The sequence below is a fragment of the Sphingomonas sp. TDK1 genome (assembly GCF_001650735.1).
Lineage (GTDB): Bacteria > Pseudomonadota > Alphaproteobacteria > Sphingomonadales > Sphingomonadaceae > Sphingomonas.
On sequence record NZ_LXVY01000044.1, the window covers coordinates 34,010 to 58,582 of the forward strand.

Consider the following 24,573-nt stretch of genomic DNA (forward strand, 5'->3'; position numbering starts at 1 on the left):
CTTTATTTCAAATAGTTGATCCGCATCAAACGCGGAACGCCGGGGGCATCTGGACCGTTTTGGAGGTTCAGGCGCCGGGTCTCGGCGTCCCTTCTAGAGGTCAACTATGACAGCGTTGGTGCAGCCGGCGGATTTTGTGCGTCCGGCTTCGGCGAACGGAATGCGGGTGCTCGAACGCAGCATCTATCGCGGCCCGCATCTGTACAGCACGCGCGCGATGATCCGCGTCCAGGTCGATCTCCGCGATCTGGAGCAATGGCCGAGCGACCGCCTGCCGGGCTTCACGGACGCGTTGCTCGCCCTTCTCCCCGGTCTCGGCGTCCATGGCTGCAGCTATCAGCGACCGGGCGGCTTCGTGGAGCGACTGCGCGAAGGCACCTGGATGGGCCATGTCATCGAACATGTCGCGCTGGAGCTGCAGACGCTCGCCGGATCGCGCGTCACTCGCGGCAAGACCCGGTCGGTACGAGGCCGGTCGGGCGTCTACAACATCCTTTACACCTATCGTGACGAGACGCTGGCGCTTGCCGCCGGGCTGGCGGCCATCCGCCTGGTCGCCGATCTGCTGCCGGAACCGTTGCGCCGCGTCCAGGGCTTGCAGCTGCTCGGCACGCCGATGCTCGACGCAGCGCGGGACGTGCGCGCGATCATCGCATCGCTGCAGGCCATCCTGAAGGCGACCGCGCTGGGCCCCACCACCCGCGCGCTGGTCGAGGCGGCGGAGCGCCGGGGTATCCCGGTCACGCGGTTGAACGAGCAAAGCATGATTCAGCTCGGCCATGGCAGCCGCCAGAAGCGGATCCGCGCCAGCATCACCGGCGACACCGCGCAGATCGCGGTCGACATCGCGGGCAACAAGGCGATGACCAAGCAACTCCTTGCCGAGGCCGGGCTGCCGGTGCCGCGTGGCGTCGTCGTGCGCCGGATGGAGGAAGCGCTGGCGGAGGCCAGAAGGCTGCGCTGGCCGGTGGTGGTGAAGCCGCTCGACGGCAATCACGGTCGCGGCGTCACCACCGGCATCGCCGACGAAGGCGCGCTGCGCACCGCTTTCGATCTCGCGCTGCAGCATGGGCGCCGCGTGATTGTCGAGCAGCAGGTGCCGGGCAACGACCATCGCATCCTCGTCGTGAACGGCAAGGTCGTCGCGGTCGCGGAGCGCGTACCGGCACAGGTGATCGGCGACGGCTTCCATTCGATCGCGCAGCTGATCGACGATCTGAACCAGGATCCACGCCGGGGCGTCGGCCACGAGAAGGTGCTGACCCGCATCGTAATCGACGATGCGATGCTGGCGCTGCTGGAAAAGACCGACCGGTCGCCGACCACCATCCCCATGGCGGGCGAGACGATCGTGCTGCGCGATACGGCGAACCTGTCGACCGGTGGGACGGCGGTGGATCGCACCGACGTGCTCCATCCCTATAACCGCGCCGTCGCCGAGCAGGCGGCAGCCGTGGTCGGGCTCGATGTGTGCGGTATCGACTTCCTCTCGCCCGACATCGGCCGCCCGGTACGCGACACCGGCGGCGGGATCGTCGAGGTGAATGCCGCGCCCGGCTTCCGCATGCATCTGGAGCCGTCGAGCGGGACGCCACGTGACGTCGCGACCCCGGTGATCGACATGCTGTTCCCCCGCGGCAGCCGCAGCCGCGTGCCCATCTTCGCGATCACCGGCACCAACGGCAAGTCGACCACCGCGCGCATGGTTTCCCGCATCCTCTGCCAGGCGGGCAAGAATGTCGGCATGACCTCGACCAGCGGCATCTATTTCAACGGCCATCTGATGATGGAGGCCGATGCCAGCGGCCCCAAGAGCGCCCGGACGGTGCTGCGCAACCCAAAGGTGGACGTGGCGGTGCTGGAAACGGCGCGCGGCGGCATCCTGCGGGAGGGCCTTGGCTTCGACGGCGCCGACGTCGGCGCGGTGCTCAACGTCACCGCCGACCATCTCGGGCTGAAGGGCATCGATACCATCGAGGATCTGGCCAAGGTGAAGGGCGTGGTCGTCGAGAGCGTCGCGCGGCGCGGGCATTCGGTGCTCAACGCCGACGATCCGATGTGTCACCGCATCGCCCGCCATGCGCGGGGCACGGTCGGGTGGTTCTCGCTGGGCGGCGGTTCGGACCTGTCCGGCCATCTCCGTCGCCATATCGCCGAAGGCGGCATGGCGGTGGTACGCGAGCCCGGCAGCTATGGCGGCTGCATCGTGGTCCACCAGGCCGGCGAGCGGATCGAACTGATGCCCGCCGCCGACATTCCGGCGACGCTGGGCGGAATCGCGGAATTCAACATCGCCAATGCGCTGGCCGCCATCGCCATGTGCGTCGCGCAGCGCGTGCCGCTGGACGCGATCCGCGAAGGATTGCGCGCGTTCAGCGCCTCGTTCGAGGACTCGCCCGGCCGGCTCAACATCCATGACGCGCATGGCCGTCGCCACATCCTCGATTACGCGCACAACCCTGCCGGGCTGCGCGCGCTGGGTCAGGTGATCGAGCGGATGCGGGGCCGGTACAACCGGGTGATCGGCATGGTCAGCATCCCCGGCGATCGACGAGACTGCGACATCGTCGAGATGGGCCAGCTCGCCGGGCAGCTCTTCGACGAGATCGTGTTTCGCGAAGCACCGGACGGTCGCGGCCGTCCGCGCGGCGAGACGAACGGGCTGATGTCGGAAGGCGCGATGCAGGCGGGCATGCGGCCCGAACAGGTCCACCGCATCGTCGACGAGATGGATGCCGTGGACATGGTGTTCCAGCTCGGGCGCCCCGGCGACCTGCTGGTCATCATGCCCAGCGCGATCCAGGCAGTGTGGGACCGTATCCTCGCCTTCCAGCCCGAAGCTGCCGTTCGGGAGAAGCTCCATGCCTGACGCCGCACGCTGGTCGATCATCGTCCATGGCGGCGCCAAGACGATCGACCCGGCGCTCCATGATCGCAACCGCGCAGGTACCGCTGCTGCCGCCGAAGCCGGCGCGGCGGTGCTCCGGGCAGGCGGCAGCGCGGTACGCGCAGCGGAAGCGGCGGTGCGGGTGCTGGAAGACGATCCGGTGTTCAACGCCGGCTTCGGATCGGTGCTGACCAGCGACGGCACCGTCGAGATGGACGCGGCACTGATGGAGGGCACCGACCTGAACCTCGGCGGCGTCGCGGGGGTGCGGCGCGTTCGCAACCCGGTGAGCGTCGCCCGGGCGATGCTTCCTGCCCGCCCGGTACTGCTCGCAGGCGAAGGCGCCGAGCGGTTCGCGACCGAACAGGGCATCGAACTGGTGGAGCCGGACACCATGCTGTCCCGCGAAGCGCTCGCTTCGGAAAACAGCAAGGCGCACGACACTGTAGGCTGCGTCGCAATGGACGCCACGGGCGCAATTGCCGCCGCCACCTCCACCGGCGGCCTGCCGGGCAAACATCCCGGACGAATCGGCGATTCTCCCGTGCCGGGCGCGGGCCTCTATGCCGACGATACGCTGGGCGGCTGCGCCTTTTCCGGCGATGGCGAGGCGATCCTGCGCACCATGCTTGCTGCCCAGGTGATGCATGCGCTGGAACAAGGCGGCAGCGCCGGCGAAGCGGCGGCCCATGCCATCGCCCGGCTCGGCCGCGTCGGCGGCGAGGCGGGGGCGATCGTGATCGAACGCTCGGGAGCGTTCGGCATTGCCCATAACAGCGATCATTTCGCCCTGGCCTTGCACAGCAGCGACCTCGATGCCCCGCACGCGGCGGTCCACCGCGACGAAGTGAAGGAATTGCTGCATGGCTGAACACACCGGACCGCTGATCATCATTGGCGGCCATGAGGATAAAGAGGGCGACAAGACCATCCTCAAGGAAGTCGCCCAGCGGGTGAAGGGCGGCAAGCTCGTCATCGCTACCGTCGCCAGCCATCAGCCGGACGGCTATTTCGACGCCTATCAGAAGGCGTTCGGCGCGCTGGGAATCGACGATCTGGTGGAGCTGTATGTCCACGAACGCGGCGAAACGCTGGCGCAGGAAACCCACGCGCTGATCGAGGGCGCCGCTGGCATCTTCTTCACCGGTGGCGACCAGCTGCGCATCTCCAGCCAGATCGGCGACACGCCCGTCGAGCGGATGGTGCGGGATATCCACCAGCGCGGCGGCGTGGTGGCCGGCACCTCGGCCGGCGCGTCGGTGATGAGCGAGACGATGCTGGTAAAGGGCTCCAGTTCGGAATCGCATCGCATCGGCGACCTGCACATGGCACCGGGCCTGGGGCTGGTACGCGACGTGATCATCGACCAGCATTTCGCCGAGCGCGGGCGGATCGGCCGCCTGCTCGGCGCGGTGGCGCAAAATCCGCGCGTTCTCGGCATCGGCATCGACGAGGACACCGCCATCGTGCTGGAGGGATGCTGCTTCCGCGTCGTTGGCGCGGGTGCGGTCTATATCGTCGACGGATCGGGCGTTACCCGCTCCAACATTGCCGAGGCGAGCCCCGAGCGCACCTTGTCGATGCATGACGTCCGCCTGCACGTGCTCAGCCATGGCGACCTGTTCGACCTCGACGAACGCCGCCCGCGCACCCGCGCCGCATAACGTTCCGGCCTTGCCACAACCGCCTACCCTTGGCACTAATCGTATACATTAGACCATCGGGGGTAGTCAGGGATGCAGCGTCGTACCATTCTGGCAGGTGCGGTAGGGGGCGGCGTGGCGGCGTCGCTGCCAGCCCTGGGAGCGACAGTGGCGGTGCCGCCGTCGCCGCGCGAGCGCCTGCCGCTGGACGGCGAATGGCGCTTCCATCTCGGCCACGCTGCCGATACGGCGAAAGACTTCAACTTCGGCCTCAACCAGCAGACCTACGCCAAGGCGGGTGCGGGCACCGCCGATGCGGCGATGGCCGCGTTCGACGACAAGGCGTGGACGCCGGTGCAACTCCCGCACGACTGGGCGGTAGAACTGCCCTACGCCGTCCCGCCAGGGGTGAAGCCGGAAGAGGCGAAGGACGATGTCGCCGCGCACGGTTTCAAGGCGATCGGTCGGGACTTTCCGGCGAACAGCGTCGGCTGGTATCGCCGTTTGCTCCCGATCGCCGCCGGCGATGCGGGGAAGCGGATCTGGCTGGAGTTCGACGGCGTATTTCGCGACGCGACCGTGTTCGTGAACGGCTATGTCATCGCGCATAATGAGAGCGGCTATGTGCCCTTCCATGCCGACGTCAGCGATTTCCTGAACTTCGACGGCAAGCCGAACCAGCTGACGGTGCGGGCCGATGCCAGCCTCGGCGAGGGCTGGTTCTACGAAGGCGCCGGCATCTATCGCCCGGTGTGGCTGGTAAAGGCGGCGCCGGTCCATGTTCCGCAATGGGGCAGCTTTGTCCGGAGCGCGATCACCCCCGAAGGCGCGGAGGTGACGGCGACCATCGAGGTCCGCAACTGTACCGAAGCACCCGTGTCGGTGCTCCTGCGCCAGCACCTTGTGGATGCCGATGGCCATATCGTCGCCCGCTTCCCGGACGCCCCCCTCGCCCCCGCGCCGGACGAGGTGCTGACGCACGAGGCACGGATCGCCCTGCCCCGTCCGCGGCTCTGGTCGGTGGAAACGCCGGTGCTGTATCGGCTCGTGAGCACGCTGCACGCCGACAATGCCGTCCTCGATCGCTACGAGACCAGCTTCGGCATCCGCTCGATCCGCTTCGATGCGGAGCAGGGCTTCTTCCTCAACGACAAACCGGTGAAGCTGCTTGGCGTGTGCAACCACCAGGACCATGCCGGTGTCGGCACCGCGATTCCGCCCGCGCTCGACGCCTGGCGGATCGCGCGGACCAAGGAGATGGGTGCCAATGCGTGGCGCAGCGCCCACAATCCGCCGTCCGAGGCTTTTCTCGACGCCTGCGACCGGATGGGGCTGCTGGTGATCGACGAGGCGAGACGCAACAGCACCGATCCCGAATCCACGAGCCAGCTCGACCGCATCCTGCGCCGCGATCGCAACCATCCGTGCATCATTCTGTGGTCGGTCGGCAACGAGGAACCGCAGGCGATGGACGCGCGCGGCGGTCGGGTGAGCCACGCAATGGTCGCGCATGTCCGCCGGCTCGATCCCACCCGCCCCACCACCCAGGCGTTCGACCGCGGGCACTATGAGTCCGCCGCGCGGCAGGTGGACGTGATCGGCTTCAACTACCACACCGACCGGACCGTCGCCTTCCACGAACGCTTTCCCAGCCAGCCGATCATCGGAACCGAGACGGCCAGCACGGTCTCGACCCGTGGCGAATATTTCAACGACAAGGCGCGCCAGATCGTCCGCGCCTATGACACCGAATATCCCGCCTGGGCCTCCACCGCCGAGCAGTGGTGGAAAGTCGCCGATGCGCACCGCTATGTCGCCGGGGGCTTCATCTGGACCGGCTTCGACTATCGCGGCGAACCGACGCCGCACGCGCTGTGGCCCGCCGTTTCCAGCTATTTCGGCGTGATGGATCTGTGCGGCTTTCCAAAGGACAATTACTGGTACTACCGCGCCTGGTGGCGGCCCGAGCCGATCGTCCATCTGCTGCCGCACTGGAACTGGGCAGGCCGGGAGGGCCAGGCGATAGAGGTCTGGGCCTATAGCAATGCCGAAGCGGTCGAACTGCTGCTCAACGGCCGCAGCCTGGGGCGGCGCCCGGTGGTGCGTGCCGGCCATGTCGAATGGCGGGTGCCCTATGCACCGGGCAGGCTGGAGGCTCGCGCGCTGCGCGGCGACCAGGTCGTGGCGCGCTGCGTGCGCGAGACCAGCGGGCCCGCAGCGGCCATCCGGCTGGCGCCGGACCGCCGCCTGATCGCTGCGGACGGCCATGACCTGGCGATCCTCACCGCGGAGATCGTCGATGCGAAAGGGCGTCCCGTGCCCACCGCCGCTACACCGCTACGCTTCACGATCGACGGGCCGGCGGCGTTGATCGGGGTCGGCAACGGCGATCCAACCAGCCATGAAAGCGATAAGGCCCCGGCACGCAGCGCCTTCAACGGCCTGGCACAGGCCATCATCCGTCACCGGGGCGCGGCCGGGGTCATCAAATTCTCTGCCGAAGGTGCTGGCGTGAAGGGCGCCAGCGTCGCCATTCTGGCGCGTTGATCGACGAAACGGGGCGGACCTGCGGGCCGCCGACGGCTGCGTCAGCCCTGCTCCGGCGCAAGCACAGCGGCCAGCGCATCGGCGGCCTGGGCACGGCGCTCGACAATGCCAGCCGTCATCCGCAGCACCAGTTCGCGCGCGCCCTGCCAGTGCTTGCCGCTGCGGCGGGCGTGCGGCAGCTGGGGCATGCCGCCCACCGCACTCCCCCAGCTGGCGGCGAGCGCCTGCACCCGCTCCGCCACCGCATCGTCGGGGCTGTCCCCGCTCAGCAGCAGCGAGGGAAAGGGAAGCCGTATCCTGGGCGAGGCGAAATGCGCGGCATCGCCCTCGCCCGCAATCGGATCGATCAACAGCGCACCGGCCACCCGTGTAATATAATCGCGCGGCGACAGCCGCGCCCACCAGGTTGCCGCAAAGCAGCTCGCGCCATTCGCCACCAACAGCACCGGCCGCTCGGCATGCAGGATCGCCGAGTCGAGCTTGGCAGCCCAGATGCTGCGCTGGCGAGGCGTTTCCTGCGAATAATCGAGATGCGCATCGCTCTGCAGCGGTGCGCCGAACAGTGCCGACAGGGCACGCGCCGGACCAGTGCCGGTACTGATCACCGAAAACCGGTCCAAGGGGGTCGTCGCAAGCGTCATGGCGATTCTTCCCGAGTGCAATAGTCCACAGGCTATAGGGACGCTGCCCGACGCGCAATGCGATTATTCAGCAGGGACCGCAGCCCGGCCACGTTCCGGCGCGTGCCCGCATGGGCTTGCCGCCGCGCCCGCCGCACGGCACGGGGGACATACGGGAGGCGAAAAGCGACGCATGCTGCGCAAGCGACTTTGGACGATGCTGCTCGCGCCGGCGCTGCTGGCCGCGGCGCCGTCTCCTGCCCAGGCGCCCGTCCAGCCGAGCATCGCCCAATATGACCTTCGCGCCTGGAAGCTGGTCGACGGTGCCCCGCCCGACATTTGGGCGTTGGCGCAATCGCGCGACGGCTTCCTGTGGCTGGGCACCGGCGCCGGACTCTACCGGTTCGACGGGATCACGTTTGAGCCCATCCGGCCGAGGATCGGCCACTTCCCCTCCCGCAATATCACCGCCCTCCTCGCGGATCCGGACGGCAGCCTCTGGATCGGTCACTTTGCCGGACAGGTCTCGCACCTCCGGGACGGCAGGATCGAAAGCTTCGGCAGCCCCAATGCCGTGGTCGAGCAGCTGGCGCGCGGGCGGGACGGGGCCATCTGGGCCGCGATGACCGGGCTGCAGGGAGGGCTGTTCCGCGTCGCCGGCGATCACCTCGTGCGGATCGGCAGCGATCGCGGCATGCCCGACGGGCCCGCCTACAGCGTCATCGCCGCGCGGGATGGGGCGATCTGGGTGGCGACCGGGTCGGGCGTGCGGGTGTTGCGACCGGGCAGCGGCCGGTTCGTACCTGTCTTCAAGGATCTGCACCGCACGCGCCTGGCCGAGGCGCCGGACGGGGGCATCTGGGCCTCGGCCGATCCGGCCGACGCCGCGCGCGCACGGGCAGCGGGGCTGGGCGTTCCGCCACTGCCGCCAGGATTGCGCCCTCCAGCGGCCGATCGCATGCGGTTCACGCGCGACGGCACGTTGTGGCGGTCGTTGTTCGCGGGCGGCGTGTTGCAGACGCGCGGACTGACCGGGACCGGAAGCCCGCAATTCGCCCGCCTCACCACCAAGCAGGGGCTCCCCTCCCTCGTCGCGGTGCCGATGCTGGAGGACCGCGAGGCCAATCTGTGGATCGGCACCAATCTCGGCCTGCTCCGCATGCGTCCGGTCAGCGCCGCCACCGCAGTGCACGTCGACGACAAAATCCTGGGCGGTTTCGAACTTGCAGTGACGCGCGACGGGACCGTGTTCGCCGCCAATGTCCATAATCTGTATCGCGCCCGCCCCGGGGAGCCGATGCAATGGATGCGGCGGTTCGACGAACCGATCGCGATGATCGAGGCGGACGGTGCCGATCTCGTCCTTGCATTGCCGGGCAGACTGATGCGGCTGCGCGACGATCGCCTGTCCCCGCTCCCCGCCCCCGCCCCGCCAGGGCCCGTCGCCACCTGGGCGCGGGCGGGTGGCGAAGGCTGGATCTCGGTCGAGGATCTCGGCGTCTTCCGTCTCTCCGGCGGCCGCTGGCTGCCGCTGGAGCCGACCGACCAGCCCGCGCCGAGAATGTATACCGCATCCGGGAAGGACGGCGGCACCTGGTTCTACGGACGCGACCGCCTGTATCGGCGCGCAGGCGGCAGGCTGGCGCCCATCCCCGGGGACCGGATCGGCGCGATCGCGCTCGTTTCACAAGGTCCGGCCGGAACGCTGGTGGCCGGCGAGCTCGGGCTGGGACGGATCCAGGCCGGACGGCTCCATGCCCTGCGCGACAGCCGCGTGCCCGAACTCAGCGGCATCACGGGCATCGCGCAGGCGCCCGACGGCACCGTCTGGATCAACGGCGTGCAGGGCCTCGTGCGCACCACCGCCACGGCGCTCGACGCCGCATTTGCCGATCCCGCGGCGCCGCTTCCGCACCGGCTGTTCACCGCGGCGGACGGGCTGCCGGGCGTCGCCCAACAGGGCGCACAGAAGAGCACCGCAGTTCGGGGCGGCGACGGACGGATCTGGGTGGCGGACAATGTCGGAATCGGATGGATCGATCCCCGGCGCATCGTGCAGAATCCGCTGCCGCCGCCCGTGACGATCCTCGGCCTTTCCGCCAACGGCAAGGACTATACCACGTCCCGCGCCGTGGCGCTGCCGGCGGGCACCACCAATCTGCGGATCGCCTATACCGCGCTCAGCCTCGCCGAATCCGAGCGGGTGCGCTTCCGCTACCGGCTGATCGGCGTCGACCGCAACTGGATCGACGCAGGCGGCGCGCGCGAGGCCTATTACGCCAATCTCGGCCCCGGCAGCTGGCGCTTCCAGGTGATCGCCGCCAACAATGACGGCGTGTGGAATCGGCAAGGCGCCACCGTCGCCATCACCATTGCCCCGAGCTTTTATCAGACCTGGTGGTTCCGGCTGCTGGCGATCGGCGTGGCGGCTTCGGCACTCTGGCTGTTCTATGCCTGGCGCTTGCGCGAGCAGATCGCACGCAGCCGCGCCCGCGCCGAAGCCCAGCTCGCCGAGCGCGAGCGGATCGCGCGCGAGCTGCACGACACGCTGCTGCAGAGCATGCAGGGGCTGATGCTTCGCTTTCAGGCCGCCGCCTATGCGACCGAGCCGGGATCGCGCGCGAATGCGATGCTGGAATCCGCGCTCGACCGCGCAGACGATGTGATGATCGAGGCGCGCGACCGGGTGCTGGCGCTGCGCCGCATTGCCGGACCGGGCGACCCGCAACCGCTGATCGAGGAACTGGCCCGCTGCCTCGTCGAGGAAGGGCTGGCCGTCAGCGTGAGCCGCGAAGGCCCGATGCTGCGCTTCCAGCCGGCCGAGCTCGAGCATATCCTGGCTGTGGTACAGGAGGCGCTGGCAAATGTCCGCCGCCATGCCGGCACTGCCCTGGCGCAGGTCCGCGTGCGCAGCACCATGGCCGGGCTGACCGTGGAGATCGTCGATCAGGGCCGCGGCATTCCGCCGGAGATCGCCGCGGCGGGCGCCAGGGCCGGGCACTTCGGGCTCAGCGGAATGCGCGAACGGGCGGCGGCCCTTGGCGGTACGATCGACGTGCGCCCCGGCGATCCGATCGGCACGATCGTTCGATTTACCGTTCCGAGCTGATCGCTGACTTGCGTCCAAATTGTTTCTGAACCAGAAGAACGTTCGCAAGCCGCGACCGAGCATGGAGCGCATACGCACGGTTCGGAAGACGGCTAGAGGCAGGGGCAATGAAAATCTACCACCGCACGCTGGAACAACTGCCGATCCAGACCCAGCCGCGCGTGGCTGCTTATGCGATCACGCTCTGCTTCTGTGCGATTGCGTGGTGGCTCCGGCTTGTGCTGGATCCTTATTTCCCCTCCGGCTTCCCATATCTTACGTTCTTCCCGGCGGTAATCCTCGCTTCCTTCCTGTTCGGCCGGGGCCCTGGCATTCTATCGGCCCTGATCTGTGGCCTGCTTGCCTGGTATTTTTTCATTCCGCCGATCAAGAGCTTTGCATTGGGGCATGGAACGGGGGTCGCGCTGGCCTTTTACGTGGGCGTGGTCGCGGTGGACATCCTGCTCGTCCATTGGATGCAGGTGGCCAATGCCCGGCTGGTCGCGGAACGGGAACGTTCCACGCAACTGGCCGCGCGCACCGAAATCCTGTTCGAGGAGCTCCAGCACCGCGTATCGAACAACCTGCAAATGGTCGGCGCGATGCTGGCCTTGCAGCGCCGCGCCGTGGCGGACGGCGAAGCCAAGCGGGCGATCGGGGATGCCGCCAACAAGCTGCAACTGATCGGTCGGATCCAGCGACGACTATATGGCAGCCGCGGCGAGCCGCTCGCGCTGGACGCCTTTCTCTCCGCGCTGGTCGCCGATCTTGCGGAAAGCGGTGGCAAACCCGGCATCCGGCATGGGGTGGAAGCGAACAGCGCGTTGCTGCTGCCGCCGGACCGCGCGATTCCGGTCGCGCTCATCGTGGCGGAAGCCATTGCCAACGCCGTGGAGCACGGGTTCGCCGATCGCGAAACGGGCAACATCCTGGTTTCGGTGGGGTGCGAGGGCGACCGGCTTTCGCTGACGGTCCGCGACGATGGTGTGGGGGTGCCCGACACGTTCGACGTGCACGCAGCGGACAGTCTGGGCCTGCGGATCGCGCGCAATCTGGCGCGGGGCATGGATGCGACGCTCCGCATCCTCCCCGGGCGGCCCGGCACGCTGGTGGAACTGCGCGGCATTCCGCTGGACCGCATCGCCCGACCCGATTGACCCCTATCAAGGCCGCTGGCCCCTGCGTCGCCCATGCAGTAGACTGATCGCGTGGAGGGCGGCGACAATGGAACAACGTTCTGGCACCCCGATGGCGACGCGACTGGGTTTCAAGCCGGGCATGCGCGTCTGGTTTCACGACATGCCCGCATCGGTGCGCGCGGCGATCGCGCCCGAGCGCGCGGCGCTGGAAGAGATGGGTTGCGCGACCGAAGGCGTTCAGGGCGTCCATCTCTTTGCATCGCGCTGCGACCATCTCCAGCGTGAACTGGGGGCGTTGCGCGACCTGGTGGCGGCCAACGGGTTCTGCTGGGTATCCTGGCCGGAGCCGGACGCCGCCTGCGAACTATATGGCGATCGGGTCGCCGATCTGGCCGCGGCGCAGGGCTGGGAGGAACGCGACCGCTGTGCGTTCGAAGGCTGGTCGGGCGTGAAGCTGATTCCCGGGTTACGACCGAAATCATAAAAAGCACGACATCGGTCAAAACTCCGTATTAATCGGAATGGACAGATACAGCGCATTCGGCAACGTTGGCCGCCATTCTCCTCTATGAAAACAGATATGCGGCCCTGGAACCCCGACCTAGATCTGCCGGACGATGCGCGGATCGCTCACGCCGCAGCCTTTTGCGAGCATATCGCGACGCGCCACAGTTGTCGGAGCTTTTCCGCCAAGCCGGTGCCGCGGGCGATCATCGAGACTGCGATCGCTGCCGCCGGCACCGCACCCAGCGGCGCCAACCGCCGCCCCTGGCATTTCGCCGCCCTTTCCTCGACGGGCGCCAAGACCGCCTTGCGCGTCGCGGTGGAAGAAGAGGAGCGCACCTTCTACGGCGGCGTCGGCGGCAGCGAATGGCAGGGATTGTTGCGGGATCTCGGTGCGAGCGCGGAGAAGCCCTATCTCGAACTCGCGCCCTGGATCATCGTCGCCTTCGGGCAGATGCGGGCGAGCGAAACCTCGCGCTTTCCCAACCCCCATGTCGCCGAAAGTGTCAGCATCGCGTGCGGGCTCCTGCTGACAACGTTGCATACGGCCGGCCTGGCGACGCTGGTCCACACGGCGACACCGGCGCGCTTCCTCAACCGGCTGTGCCGGCGGCCCGAGCATGAAAGGCCGATCATGATGATCATCACCGGCCACCCTGCCCCCGGCGCGACGGTCCCCGCCGCCGCAGCGGAGCGCAAACCACTCGATCAGATCGCCAGCTGGCTCTAAGCGCGTCGGGTGCAACACCCGTCCCCACCCCGCCTGCTTTCGCTCGATCTGGTCCGCGGCACCGCCTTGTTGGGCATCCTGCTGCTCAACATCGTCAGCTTCGGCATGCCCGAGGCCGCCTATTTCAACCCGCGCGCCTATGGCGGCTGGCACGGGGCGGACCTCGTTGCCTGGGCGGTGAACTTTCTGTTCTTCGACGGGCGGATGCGGGGCCTGTTCTCGTTGCTGTTCGGCGCCTCGCTGCTGATCGTCACCGATGCGGCGGCGGCGGCGGGGCGCGATCCGGCGCGGGCGCATTATGCCCGCATGGGCTGGCTGCTGCTGTTCGGCCTCGCCCATCTGTGGCTGATCTGGCACGGCGACATCCTCGCCCATTATGCGCTGGTCGGCATGCTCGCCTTCCCGCTGCGCAAGCTGCCCGTTGCGCGGATGGTCAGCCTGGGGGCGGTGCTGGTGCTGGTCAGCACCGCGCTGTTCGGCACCCTCGCGCACGACGCCTGGCGGATGTCGCTGCTGCCCCAGCCGGCGCAGGGCGAATATGCCTCGCTGGTTGAGGCATTCGGCGTGCCGCCCGCCGCGCGGATCGCGACCGAGCTGGCAGTGCGCCGCGGCGACTATGCGGGGGTGGTGGGGCATCGGTTCGGCGAATATGCGACCAGCCCCTTCGCGATGCTGCTGGTCTATGGCTGGGAGACGCTGGGCTATATGCTGTTCGGCATGGCCGCGCTGCGCACCGGACTGCTCGCAGGGGCCTGGCCGCGCGAAACCTATCGGCGGTGGTGGCTGCGCTGCTGGGCGATCGCCCTGCCCGTCTACGCGCTGCTGGCGGTCTGGCTGGTCGCTGCGAAGTTCAGCCTGTTCGCCGTGCTGATGGCGGCGGTGACGCTGCCCGGGCTGGTCCGGCCGGTGATGATCCTCGGCTGGGCCTGCCTGATCCTGTACGCCGCGCGGCCCGAGGGCGGGCTCAGCCGCCGGGTCGCGGCGGCGGGGCGGATGGCCTTCTCCAACTATCTCGCGACCAGCCTGCTCTGCGTCTGGTGCTTCGACGGCTATGGCCTGGGCTGGTTCGGTCACCTCTCGCGCTGGCAGCTATATCCGGTGGTCCTTGGCGTGTGGGCGGTGCTGCTGGCCTGGTCGCAGCCCTGGCTCACCCGCTACCGCTATGGCCCGTTCGAATGGCTGTGGCGAAGCCTGGCACGGGGCAGCCTGCAACCCATTCGCAATAGCCTTGCGAATCGCTCGCAATCGCACTAGATCTTCGGCAGCGAGAGAATCGAGGAAATGCGATGGTCGTCTGCGTGTGCAATGCCCTGCGGGAACGCGAAGTACGGGAAGCAGCGCGATCCGGCGCCCAGAGCGCCTGCCAGGCCTATCGTGCGCTCGGCTGCCAGGCGAAGTGCGGCCAGTGCGTTCCCTTTGCGCGCGCCATCATCGCCGAAGAACGGACCGCCGCCTGATACAACTTCCGCGGTTTCGCCCCGATCGTTTCGCGGCTAGGTTGTCGCTCAAACGAAAGGGATTTGCATATGAAGGGCGACGCCAAGGTTCTCGAGTATCTGAACGAGGTGCTGAAGAACGAGCTTACCGCGATCAACCAGTACTGGCTGCACTATCGCATGCTCGATCACTGGGGCGTGCAGAAGCTCGCCGAATTCGAGCGGCATGAATCGATCGACGAGATGAAGCATGCCGACTGGCTGTCGGAGCGCATCCTGTTCCTCGACGGCCTGCCCAATTTCCAGCTGCTCGGCCGCCTGCGCATCGGCGAGACGGTGGAGGAGCTGCTCCGCGCGGACCTCGCGCTGGAAGTGGAGGCGATCGCCGTGCTCCGCGACGCGATCCAGCATTGCGAAACGGTGCGCGACTTCGTCAGCCGCGACCTGTTCCTCAAGATCCTCGATAGCGAGGAAGAGCATGTCGACACGCTGGAGCGCCAGTTCGACATGATCGAGCGCATGGGCCTGGAGAACTATATCCAGCTCAACAGCAAGCCCGCGGAAGCGGAATAAGCGCCGCCTTCCTGCTGCGCCCTCTCCCGCGAGCGGGAGGGGGACCAGCAGGAGCGAGGGGAGCGCTTACTCCTTGTCGCGGTCGAACGGATTCTTCGGCGCGCGGAGCACCAGCCGCACCGGCACCGCGCCGAAATCGAACTCGCGCCGCAGCCCGTTGATCAGATAGCGCTGGTAGCTCATCGGCAGCAGGTCGACCCGCGTGCCGAACAGCACGAAGCTGGGCGGCCGCGTCTTGTTCTGCGTGACGTAGCGCGGCTTGATCCGCTTGCCGCCGGGCGCGGGCGGCGGATTGGCTTCGATCGCGCGCTCGAACCAGCGGTTGAGCTGGCCCGTCGACACGCGCCGCGACCAGGCATCACGCGTTTCGAACGCCACCCGCATCAGCGTATCCAGCCCCTTGCCGGTCACCGCCGACACCGTGAGCAGCGGCACGCCCTTCACCTGCGCCAGCCCCTCGTCCAGCGCGCCCTTCACGCCGTTGAACAGGCCGGAGGCATTCTCGGCCACGTCCCACTTGTTCAGTGCGATGATCAGCGCGCGACCTTCCTGGAGCACGCGATCGGCGATCTTGAGGTCCTGCACCTCCAGCCCGCGCGTCGCGTCGAGCAGCAGCACGACGACCTCGGCGAAGTCGATCGACCGCAGCGTATCGGCGACCGAAAGCTTCTCCAGCTTCTCCTCGACCCGCGCCTTCTTGCGGAGGCCTGCGGTGTCGACCAGCCGCACCTTGCGGGGCTTGTCCTCGAAATCGGTCCACTCGTAATCGATCGAGATCGAGTCGCGGGTGATGCCCGCCTCGGGCCCGGTGATCATCCGGTCCTCGCCGAGGATGCGGTTGACCAATGTCGACTTGCCCGCGTTCGGGCGACCGACGATCGCCAGCTTGAGCGGCGCGTCGGGGCTTTCGGGGTCCTCCTCGGGCGCCTCGTCGTCGCGGTCGACATGCGGCAGCAGCGCCTCGAACAGATCCGCCACGCCCTCGCCATGCTCGGCCGAGAAGGGAATGGGATCGCCCAGCCCCAGCGCCATCGCCTCCAGCACGCCGGATTCACCCGCGCGCCCTTCGGCCTTGTTGGCCATCAGCACCACCGGGCGGTCGGTCGAGCGCAGCCAGCGGGCGATTTCCTCGTCCAGCGGGGTCACGCCCGCGCGCGCGTCGATCAGGAACAGCGAGACGTCCGCCTCGCGCACCGCCGCCTCGGTCTGCGCGCGCATGCGGCCGGGGAGCGTCGCGGCATCCTCGTCCTCATAGCCCGCCGTGTCGATCACCCGGAACTCGAGGCCGAGCAGATTGGCATCGCCCTCGCGGCGATCGCGGGTGACACCGGGCTGGTCGTCGACCAGCGCGAGGCGCTTTCCGACCAGCCGGTTGAACAGCGTCGACTTGCCCACATTGGGGCGTCCGATGATGGCGACGGTGGGCAAAGGCATGATCGATTCTCTAACGCAGTCGAAAGGGCGACGCAAAGCCGCCGAAAAAATGAGAGGGGCCGGAGCGCTGCGCCCCGGCCCCCTGGATGGGTATTCTGCCCGGCACGCGACCGGAACAGCAGGTTCAACGATAGGCGGTCAGGCGACCCTTGTCGTCGAGCAGGTACAAGGTGCTGTTGGCGATCACCGGCGCGAGCGACAGCGAATCCTTGGTCTCCTTGGTGGAGAGGATGCTGCCGTCCTTCGGCGATACCGAGACGATCTGGCCCAGCGTGTTGATCAGGACGAGACGGCCGCCGGCCGCGATCGGCCCCTTCCAGGCGACCGGGTTCTTCAGCTTCTTCTCGTTCTTGTACTTCTTCAGCTGGACGATCCAGCGCGGCTTGCCGCTGCTGCGCGAGAGGCAGAGCAGGCGCGCATCGTCGGTGACGACGAACAGCCACTCACCCACGGCATAGGGCGACGCCAGACCGCCGATGCTCTGTTCCCACAGCGTCGAGCCGCTGGTGATGTCCACCGCGACCATCCGGCCGCCCTCGCCCAGCGCATAGACGCGGCCCTGGTCGATCACCGGCTCGGCATCGATGTCCGACAGCGACGAGACCGAGGTGGTCATGGTGTTGCGGGTCAGCACGTCGCCCCACAGCGACAGGCCGTTTTCGTAGCGATAGGCGTTGAGCTCGCCCGAGGAGAAGCCGGCGATCACGGTGCCCTGCGCCGAAGCCGGAGCCGCGACGCCGAACACGCCCTGCGATTCGAGGCTGGCGGTCGCCGTCCACGACACGTCACCCTTTTCCTGCGTGAGCGCGAACAGCTGGTTGTCCTGCGTCACCACATAGACATTGCCGTTGGCGAGCGTCGGCGCGCCGCGCAGGGGGCCGCCCGGGCGCTTGCGCCAGAGTTCCTTGCCGTCGGACACCTGCAGCGCGACCACGTCGCCCAGGCCGTTCGAGGCATAGACATGATCGCCGTCGACGCTCACGCCGCCGCCGAACAGCGCGTTACGGTTGCGCTTGGCGGCACCCGCGCCGGTGTTGGCCTTCCACAGCTCCGAACCGGTATCCGCGGTCATGGCGTGGACGACGCCGGCCGTGTCCATCACGAACAGCTTGTTGCCCTCGATCACCGGCGACGCCGCGAGGCGCTCGCTCTTCGACGGCTTGGCGACCTGTCGCGACCAGACGCGCGACAGCGATTCGCCCAGCGTCAGATGGCCCATCGCCTTGGAAGCGCTGCCGCCCGGCTGGGTCCAGTTCTCATTGGTCGCCGCTTCGGGGAGCTGCACCTCGATGGCCGCCAGCGTCTTGTCGGCGCTGATGTCGTTCTCGGTGACCAGGATCGGCACGCGCTCGCCGAGCACGGGCGTCTTCTTCCCGCCGCCGCCCTTTACGATCCCGCAGCCGCTCACCAGCGCGAGCGCGGCAACTGCCGTTACAACGCGAACCTTCGTGTTCATTTAGCTTGCTTTTCCTGGGTCTGAGCGGCCGCCGTGGTAGGAGCGACCGAAAGCGTCTTGGCGAGTTCGCCGGTGCGTTCGCGGATCGAATCCGGCACGCGCGGGCCGGCTTCGCTCAGCTGGCGATAGAGCTTGGCGGCCTCGCCGCGCTTGCCCGATTTCAGATAGGCCGCTGCCACCATCTCGCCCGCGCTGCCGAACCAGGGCGAATCGGGGTTGGCGAGCGTGCCGAGCCGCTGGATCACCTCCTGCGGGTTCAGCGTGTCGAACTCGGCCTGGGTCTGGCGAACCAGCGCAAGGTCGCGGAAGGGCTGCGCCAGCTTGGCATCGGTGACGATGCTGGCGAACTTGGCCGCGGCGCCCTTCTTGTCGCCCTGCTGGAACAGCAGATTGCCCTGGGTGAAGCGCGCCATGGCGGCATAGCCGTCCTCGCCCTGCGCCAGCTTGTTCAGACCCGGCTGGGCCTGGCCCACTTGGTTCTGCGCGGCGAGCTGGAGCGCGGCGTCATATTCCTCGCCGCGTGCCTCGGCGGCGCTGCGCTGGCTGTGATCGTAGAACAGCCAGGCTGCGACGGCGACGAGGAAGGCGATCACGCCCGCGACGATCCAGATGCCATAGCGACGGCCGGCGCGGATCAGCTGATCGCGCCGATATTCCTCGTCGACTTCGCGAAGGAAAGCCTCGTCGGTGGTACCGGAAGGAGGAAGCGCCAAAATCTACTCCATGGGTCTGATGCGGCCGCGGACCTTAGCGTCGCGTGCCGTGAACGCAAACCGCCCTACTCTGTCAGTCCTTCGGCGCATAGACCTGATCCGGTCCCGGAAAGGCCCGCGACCGTACCTCGCCCGCATAGGTCTCAACCGCGGCGGAAATGCGGCCAGCCAGATCGTCATAGCGCTTCACGAAGCGCGGCGTGCGCTCGAACAGGCCGAGCATGTCCTCCGCAACGAGCACCTGTCCGTCGCACTGGCCCGACGCGCCGATGCCGATGGTCGGGCATTGCACCGCCTTGGTGATCTCCACCGCGATCGGCTCGACCACGCCTTCGACGACGATCGCGAAGGCCCCCGCCTCGTCCATCGCCACCGCATCGCCGACCAGCTTGGCGTGTTCGGCCTCGCTGCGCCCGCGTGCGCCATAGCCGCCGAGCACGTTGATCGCCTGGGGCGTCAGGCCGATATGGCCGATCACCGGGATGCCGCGCTCGTTGAGGAACTTGACCGTCGGCGCCATCGCCGCGCCGCCTTCCAGCTTCACCGCCGCCGCCCCGGTTTCCTTCAGCAGCCGCGCCGCACTCTCGAACGCCTGCGCAGGCGAGGCTTCATAGCTGCCGAACGGCATGTCGATCACCACCAGTGCGTGGTAGCTGCCGCGCACCACCGCCGCGCCGTGGGCCGCCATCATCTCGAGCGTGACGGGAACCGTGGACGGCAGGCCGTAGATCACCTGGCCCAGGCTGTCGCCCACCAGCAGCATGTCGCAGGCGGCGTCCATCAGCTGCGCCATGCGGACGGTATAGGCCGTGAGCATCACCAGCGGCTCGCCCCCCTTGCGCTTGCGGATCGCCGGCACGGTGACGCGCTTCATCGGCGCGGGCGTGGGATTGGCGCGGCTGGTGGCAGTATCGAGACTGAGCTGGTGCGACATGACGCGCGGTCTAGCCGGTCCCGCGCGGGGCCGCCAGCCTAACCACCATCCTCGTTTTCAGGGCCGTCCTGCGCAGCTCAGCGCAGCCAGCCGCGCCGCGTCGCCATGCCGGCAAGCCAGATCTGGAAGGTTGCCACGCCCAGGATGAAGGCCGGCACGACGAACGTCTGGAGCGGGCCGGACACCAGCCCGGTCGCGAACAGATAGCCGAACTGCACGATCACCGCCGCGAGCGACACGACGTACAGGATATTCGCCTTGCGCGATCGCCGCAGCATCGCCAGCGAACCGAGCAGGCTGCTGCCCACCCCGATCGCGTAATCGATCAGGAACCACCGCGGAACCGCCTGATAATATTCCCAGTTCCAGAAACCAGGCTCACCCGCCCGCTGCGGCGTCAGCGTCGCATGCGCATAGAAGACCAGGCAGCCGAGCAGTCCCCAAAGGACCAGCATCGTCGCGACGGTCCGGAACCAGCCGGCCGGTCGTTGCCGAATGTAAGACGCCATGCGACCCCAATAATCCGTGTTATTTACGGTGTTAATTTAGGATAAACACGGGTGTTAGGCCATGAATGCGGGAAATTTTCGCACTCAGAGCAACGCGCGCGCGTAGCGTTCCGCCGCGAATCCGATCAGCAGACCACCCGGATATTCCAGCACCGGGCGTTTGATCATCGAAGGCTGCGCGATCATCAGGGCGCTGGCCTTGGCCGAATCAAGGTCGATCTTGTCAATCTCCGGAAGCTTGCGGAAGGTCGTCCCGGCGCGGTTCAGCAGCGGCTCCCAGCCCTCCATCGCGATCCAGCGGGCGAGCCGTGCGGGATCCACGCCCTCGACCTTATAGTCATGAAAGACATGGACGATGGCGTTGGCGTCGAGCCAGGCCCGGGCCTTCTTCATCGTGTCGCAATTCTTGATTCCGTAGAGCGCGATGGTCATGCCGCCCTAGTGCAGGAAACGGCCCAGCGTCACAACCGGCTGCACCTCCAGACCCAGCGCGCGATAGAAACCGATCGCCGCATCATTGCCCTCGCGGACCATCAGCTGGAGCTTGGGGCAGCCCCGGGCGCGGAGCCAGTCTTCGGCCGCGATCATCAGGGCCCGGCCATGCCCCTGCCCGCGGGCGCTCTCTGCGACGGCCAGATAATAGATCCAGCCGCGATGCCCGTCCTCGCCCACCATCGCGCTGCCGAGGAGCGTTCCCCCGTCGCGCAGCAACAACAGGGCGGAGCTTGGCCCGTGCACCGCCCGGTCGAAATCGGCGGCGGGGTCGTTCCACGGGCGCGTCAGCCCCGCTGCGTGCCACAGCGCCACCACCGCTTCCCGGTCGGCCGCGCTTGCTTCCTGGATCGTCATGACGCGAGTCTATCGCGCCGTGCGCCGCACGCCTATCCCCGCTTGAGCCCCAGCAGCGCCGCCGCGGCCACCAGCGAACCGCCGGCCATCGCCAGCGCGACCACCGGCAGGCCGAGGTTCATCGTGAACAGCAGCCCGGCGACGATCGGCCCCAGCGCCGCGCCGCCGCGCCCCACGCCGATCACGAACCCCGTGCCCGATCCGCGCGCCTCGGTCGGAAAGCTCTGCGCGATCAGCGCATACATGCCGACGACGCCGGCGTTGGTGCAGAAGCCGGCGATCCCGGCGATCAGCGCCAGCCCGCTCAGATCGCGCTGGCCCTGGCCGAACAGCGTCACCATCGCGGTTGCGGCGACCAGCGCCACCACCAGCAGCGGGCGGAGCGGCAGCCGCCAGCTGAGCACGCTGAGCAGCACCGCGCCCGCCAGCCCGCCGACATTGGCCCAGACCAGCACGCCCGCCGCCTGCGAGGGCGGATAGCCCATGTCGACGACGATCTTCGGCACCCATTTCAGGATGAAGTAGAAGGTCATGATGTGGCAGAAATAGGCGACCGTGAGCAGGATCGTCGTGCGTGCCAGCGGCCCGGCGAACAGCTGCGCCAGCGGCAGCTTGCCACCCGCGTCGGCGGGGGGCGGCAGCGCCGCGATCGCCCGCTGACCCATCCGCGCGAGCAAGATGTTGGCACGGGCGAGCGCATTCGCCGGCTGGCGCTGGAACAGGTAGCGGATCGATTCGGGCAGCAGGAACCAGGCGAGCGGCAGGAAGAGCGCGGTCATGCCGGCCCCGAACAGGAAGACATGCCGCCAGTCGCCGCCGACCAGCAGCTTCGCCGCGATCGATCCGCCGACGATCGCGCCGACCGGATAGCCCGAGGCCATCAGCCCCACCGCCAGGCTGCGGGTGCGGGCATTGGCCAGTTCCGCCACCATCGCATTGGTGCACGCCAGCATGCCGCCGATGCCGAGGCCGGTGAACAGCCGGAAGGCGGAAAGCATCTCGACATTGCGGGCGAAGGTCGCCGCCAGCATCCCCGCCGCCATGATGACGAGGCAGAGCAGGATCGCCGGTCGCCGCCCCGCACGATCGGCAAAGGCGCCGAGCACGACCGATCCGACCGCCATGCCGATCAGCTCCATCGACAGCACCAGCCCCAGCGCCGCCCGATCGATGCCCCATTCCGCCGCGATGCCCGGCGAAGCGAAGCTGATCGCCAGCACGTCGAACCCGTCGAGCGCGTTGAGCAACAGGCACAGCAGGATGCCCAGCATCTGCGTGCGGCTCAGCGGCGCCTCGTCGAGCCGCCGCAGGATTCCGGACGACTCCGCCATTTCAAACCTCTCCTCCGGGCGTGTGTCGCCCCGTTGTCGTTCTTCAGGCGGTGAGCATCAGCGCATCGAGCGCCACCACCCCTTCGCCCATGGGGTGCACCACCACGGGATTCAGGTCCACCTCGCGGATCGAAGGCTCGGCGACCAGTATCTGCGCCAGCCGGGCGATCAGCGCCGCCACCGCCGGCACGTCCAGCGCCGGTGCGCCGCGCCAGCCGCGCAGGATGGCCGCACTCTTCAGCTGGTGCAACTCGCGCTCGATGGCCGGGAGCGTCAGGTCGCAGGGCAGCAGCCGCACGTCCTGCAGGATCTCCGCCGTCACCCCGCCGAAGCCGGCGAGGATCACCGGTCCCCATTCGGGATCGCGCTTGGCGCCGACGATCAGTTCCACGCCGCGCTTGCCCATGCCTTCGACCAGCACGCCGTCCAGCGTCAGGTCGGGCCGGTGCCGCGCGACATCGCCGTGCAGCTTGCGCCAGCCGGCGCGCAGCTCGGCTTCATCGGCGAGGTTCAGCACCACGCCGCCCGCGTCGCTCTTGTGGCTGAGCGCGGCCGACTGGGCCTTCAGCACCACCGGATAGCCGATCTCGTCGGCGATCCGCACCGCCTCGTCCGCGGTGGAGGCAAAGCCGCCCTTGGGGAACGGCACGCCGAGCGGCCCGAGCACGGCCTTGGCGCGATATTCCGGCACCACGCCGCCCAGCGGCAGGTTCTCGCAGGCCAGTGGTGCGTCCTCACCAAGGGCGAAATCCCGCGCCGTATGCGCCGAAAGGCGTGCGATCGCGCGGAACACGCGCTCGGTAGACCCGAAGCACGGCACCCCGGCCGCCCGCAGCCGGGCGATATTCTCCGCGCCCAGCGGTGCCCCCTCGTCCAGCCCTGCGAAGATCAGCGGCTTGGCGAACGGCGCTTCCTCCACCGCCCGCAGGATCGGCGGCAGCTTGATCGCCACCGTCGCCGGGTCGGTAAGGATGATGCCCGCGACCACGCAGCCGAAGCGATCGTCCCCGCCCAGCGCCTTGAGCAAGCGGTAATACATGTCGGGCTCGACCAGACCCTGCGCGGTGATGTCGAGCGGGTTGCTGACGCCGACGAACGGCGGCATCGCCGCCCGGAGCGCCGGCGCATTGGCATCGTCGAGCGCCGGCAGCGGTACGCCCAGGCCTTCGCACAGGTCGAGCGTCAGCGCCTTGAACGCGCCCGATTCGCCCAGCACCGCGGTCCCGCCGCCGGGCAAGGCGGGGCAGCGCGCGGCGATCTCGGTGATGTCGCCCAGTTCCTCCAGCGTCTCGGCGAACACCACGCCGGCACGCTCCACCATCACCCGCATCAGCTGATAGTCGCCCGCCATCGCCCCGGTATGCGTCGCGGCGGATTCGCGTGCGGCGCTGCTCTTGCCGGGGTGGAGCAGCACGACAAGCTTGCCCGCTGCCCGCGCCGCCCGCGCCGCCGCCAGAAAGCGCTGCGGCTTGCGGAACTGCTCGACGATCATCGCGATCACCTGCGTGTCCGGATCCGCGACGCAATAGTCGACATAATCCTCGACGCCGCTTGCCGCCTCGTTGCCGGTCGAGACCGACAGCGTGACCGCCAGGTCGCGGCTGAGCAGCGTCGTCGCCAGCACGGCCGCCATCGCGCCGCTCTGCGAGACGATGCCGATACCGGCGCCGGGCCCGCGCTCCGGCACGAGCGTCTCGACGAAGGTCAGCGGCACTCGCTCGACATAGTTGACGAGTCCGAGGCAGTTGGGGCCCTCGATCACCATGCCGGCCTCGGCGGCGATGCGGGCGATCTCGCGCTGATCGGCCAGGCCCTGCTCGCCGCCTTCGGCGAAGCCGGCCGAGAAGACGATCGCGGCACCTACCTTGCGGGCGGCGAGTGCGCGGATCGTCTCCACCACCCCGGCGCGCGGGATGGCGAGCACGGCGGCATCCACGCCCTCCGGAAGCGCGTCCACACTGGGCAGGCAGGCCCGCCCGCCGATCGTATCCCGCTTGGGATTGATCAGGTGGATGGCACCGGCAAAGCCGTTGCGCTCCAGATTGGCGAGCACCGAGGCGCCGAGCGCCCCGGGCTTGTCCGAGGCGCCCACGATCACGACCGATTTCGGCCGCAACAGCCGATCGAGCGCGAGGCCGCTGGTGGCGGCGGATGGCGGGGAAAGCGTATCGACGGTCATC

General features: G+C 68.3%; 21 protein-coding genes. 11 read left to right on the top strand and 10 right to left on the bottom strand.

Annotated features, from left to right (window positions below):
- Nucleotides 1-160 precede the first annotated feature (160 nt).
- From cphA to galA, 4 genes are all read left to right on the top strand, one after another.
- On the top strand, nucleotides 161-2,869 hold the full coding sequence (gene cphA, locus A7X12_RS20205) for a cyanophycin synthetase (protein WP_232318616.1): 2,709 nt from the start codon (nucleotides 161-163) through the stop codon (nucleotides 2,867-2,869).
- Nucleotides 2,862-3,758 (top strand): isoaspartyl peptidase/L-asparaginase family protein, encoded by an 897-nt coding sequence (locus tag A7X12_RS20210; RefSeq protein WP_064313264.1) that lies wholly within the window; start codon nucleotides 2,862-2,864, stop codon nucleotides 3,756-3,758. Before cphA ends, A7X12_RS20210 begins: the two co-directional genes overlap by 8 nt.
- On the top strand, nucleotides 3,751-4,551 hold the full coding sequence (locus A7X12_RS20215) for a cyanophycinase (RefSeq protein WP_064313265.1): 801 nt from the start codon (nucleotides 3,751-3,753) through the stop codon (nucleotides 4,549-4,551). The genes A7X12_RS20210 and A7X12_RS20215 overlap by 8 nt, the downstream gene beginning before the upstream one ends.
- A gap of 72 nt (nucleotides 4,552-4,623) precedes the next feature.
- Nucleotides 4,624-7,077, top strand: coding sequence for a beta-galactosidase GalA (galA, locus tag A7X12_RS20220; RefSeq protein ID WP_064313266.1), 2,454 nt, complete (start codon nucleotides 4,624-4,626; stop codon nucleotides 7,075-7,077).
- 41 nt (nucleotides 7,078-7,118) lie between these two features.
- Here galA and A7X12_RS20225 read toward each other — a convergent pair whose 3' ends face one another.
- Nucleotides 7,119-7,718 (bottom strand): alpha/beta hydrolase, encoded by a 600-nt coding sequence (locus tag A7X12_RS20225; RefSeq protein WP_064313267.1) that lies wholly within the window; start codon nucleotides 7,716-7,718, stop codon nucleotides 7,119-7,121.
- 172 nt (nucleotides 7,719-7,890) lie between these two features.
- Between A7X12_RS20225 and A7X12_RS20230 the strand changes: the two genes are divergently transcribed.
- From A7X12_RS20230 to bfr, 7 genes are all read left to right on the top strand, one after another.
- The gene (locus A7X12_RS20230; protein WP_064313268.1) at nucleotides 7,891-10,806 is read left to right on the top strand and encodes a sensor histidine kinase; all 2,916 of its coding nucleotides are present in this window, start codon (nucleotides 7,891-7,893) and stop codon (nucleotides 10,804-10,806) included.
- Between the two features lie 107 nt (nucleotides 10,807-10,913).
- A complete protein-coding gene (locus A7X12_RS20235) occupies nucleotides 10,914-11,942 on the top strand; it encodes a sensor histidine kinase (RefSeq protein WP_064313269.1) in 1,029 nt (342 codons plus the stop codon).
- 67 nt (nucleotides 11,943-12,009) lie between these two features.
- Nucleotides 12,010-12,408 carry a hypothetical protein gene (locus A7X12_RS20240; protein WP_064313270.1) on the top strand — a complete coding sequence of 133 codons (399 nt, stop codon included), beginning with the start codon at nucleotides 12,010-12,012 and terminating at the stop codon, nucleotides 12,406-12,408.
- A 96-nt stretch (nucleotides 12,409-12,504) separates the two neighbouring features.
- A complete protein-coding gene (locus tag A7X12_RS20245; protein ID WP_232318617.1) occupies nucleotides 12,505-13,158 on the top strand; it encodes a nitroreductase family protein in 654 nt (217 codons plus the stop codon).
- Between the two features lie 9 nt (nucleotides 13,159-13,167).
- On the top strand, nucleotides 13,168-14,412 hold the full coding sequence (locus A7X12_RS20250) for a DUF418 domain-containing protein (protein ID WP_064313272.1): 1,245 nt from the start codon (nucleotides 13,168-13,170) through the stop codon (nucleotides 14,410-14,412).
- A gap of 32 nt (nucleotides 14,413-14,444) precedes the next feature.
- On the top strand, nucleotides 14,445-14,615 hold the full coding sequence (locus A7X12_RS20255; RefSeq protein ID WP_064313273.1) for a (2Fe-2S)-binding protein: 171 nt from the start codon (nucleotides 14,445-14,447) through the stop codon (nucleotides 14,613-14,615).
- Nucleotides 14,616-14,684: 69 nt separating this feature from the next.
- Nucleotides 14,685-15,167 (top strand): bacterioferritin, encoded by a 483-nt coding sequence (bfr, locus tag A7X12_RS20260; RefSeq protein ID WP_064313274.1) that lies wholly within the window; start codon nucleotides 14,685-14,687, stop codon nucleotides 15,165-15,167.
- A 66-nt stretch (nucleotides 15,168-15,233) separates the two neighbouring features.
- On the opposite strand, the gene der is transcribed toward bfr, so the two are convergent.
- From der to A7X12_RS20305, 9 genes are all read right to left on the bottom strand, one after another.
- Nucleotides 15,234-16,601, bottom strand: a complete 1,368-nt coding sequence (der, locus tag A7X12_RS20265; RefSeq protein ID WP_064313275.1) for a ribosome biogenesis GTPase Der — start codon at nucleotides 16,599-16,601, stop codon at nucleotides 15,234-15,236.
- A gap of 124 nt (nucleotides 16,602-16,725) precedes the next feature.
- Nucleotides 16,726-18,057 carry a PQQ-like beta-propeller repeat protein gene (locus A7X12_RS20270; RefSeq protein ID WP_064313276.1) on the bottom strand — a complete coding sequence of 444 codons (1,332 nt, stop codon included), beginning with the start codon at nucleotides 18,055-18,057 and terminating at the stop codon, nucleotides 16,726-16,728.
- Complete coding sequence (locus tag A7X12_RS20275) at nucleotides 18,054-18,770, bottom strand: tetratricopeptide repeat protein (RefSeq protein WP_064313277.1); 717 nt, start codon at nucleotides 18,768-18,770, stop codon at nucleotides 18,054-18,056. Before A7X12_RS20275 ends, A7X12_RS20270 begins: the two co-directional genes overlap by 4 nt.
- Nucleotides 18,771-18,843: 73 nt before the next feature.
- Nucleotides 18,844-19,704, bottom strand: coding sequence for a 3-methyl-2-oxobutanoate hydroxymethyltransferase (panB, locus tag A7X12_RS20280; RefSeq protein WP_064313278.1), 861 nt, complete (start codon nucleotides 19,702-19,704; stop codon nucleotides 18,844-18,846).
- Nucleotides 19,705-19,781: 77 nt separating this feature from the next.
- Nucleotides 19,782-20,213: a hypothetical protein gene (locus A7X12_RS20285; protein ID WP_232318618.1), complete on the bottom strand. Its 432-nt coding sequence runs from the start codon at nucleotides 20,211-20,213 to the stop codon at nucleotides 19,782-19,784.
- Between the two features lie 84 nt (nucleotides 20,214-20,297).
- Nucleotides 20,298-20,645 carry an ArsC family reductase gene (locus A7X12_RS20290; RefSeq protein WP_064313279.1) on the bottom strand — a complete coding sequence of 116 codons (348 nt, stop codon included), beginning with the start codon at nucleotides 20,643-20,645 and terminating at the stop codon, nucleotides 20,298-20,300.
- Between the two features lie 6 nt (nucleotides 20,646-20,651).
- On the bottom strand, nucleotides 20,652-21,062 hold the full coding sequence (locus A7X12_RS20295) for a GNAT family acetyltransferase (protein WP_064313280.1): 411 nt from the start codon (nucleotides 21,060-21,062) through the stop codon (nucleotides 20,652-20,654).
- Nucleotides 21,063-21,094: 32 nt separating this feature from the next.
- On the bottom strand, nucleotides 21,095-22,393 hold the full coding sequence (locus tag A7X12_RS20300) for an MFS transporter (protein ID WP_064313281.1): 1,299 nt from the start codon (nucleotides 22,391-22,393) through the stop codon (nucleotides 21,095-21,097).
- 43 nt (nucleotides 22,394-22,436) lie between these two features.
- The gene (locus A7X12_RS20305; RefSeq protein ID WP_064313282.1) at nucleotides 22,437-24,572 is read right to left on the bottom strand and encodes an acetate--CoA ligase family protein; all 2,136 of its coding nucleotides are present in this window, start codon (nucleotides 24,570-24,572) and stop codon (nucleotides 22,437-22,439) included.
- Between the last annotated feature and the right edge of the window lies 1 nt (nucleotide 24,573).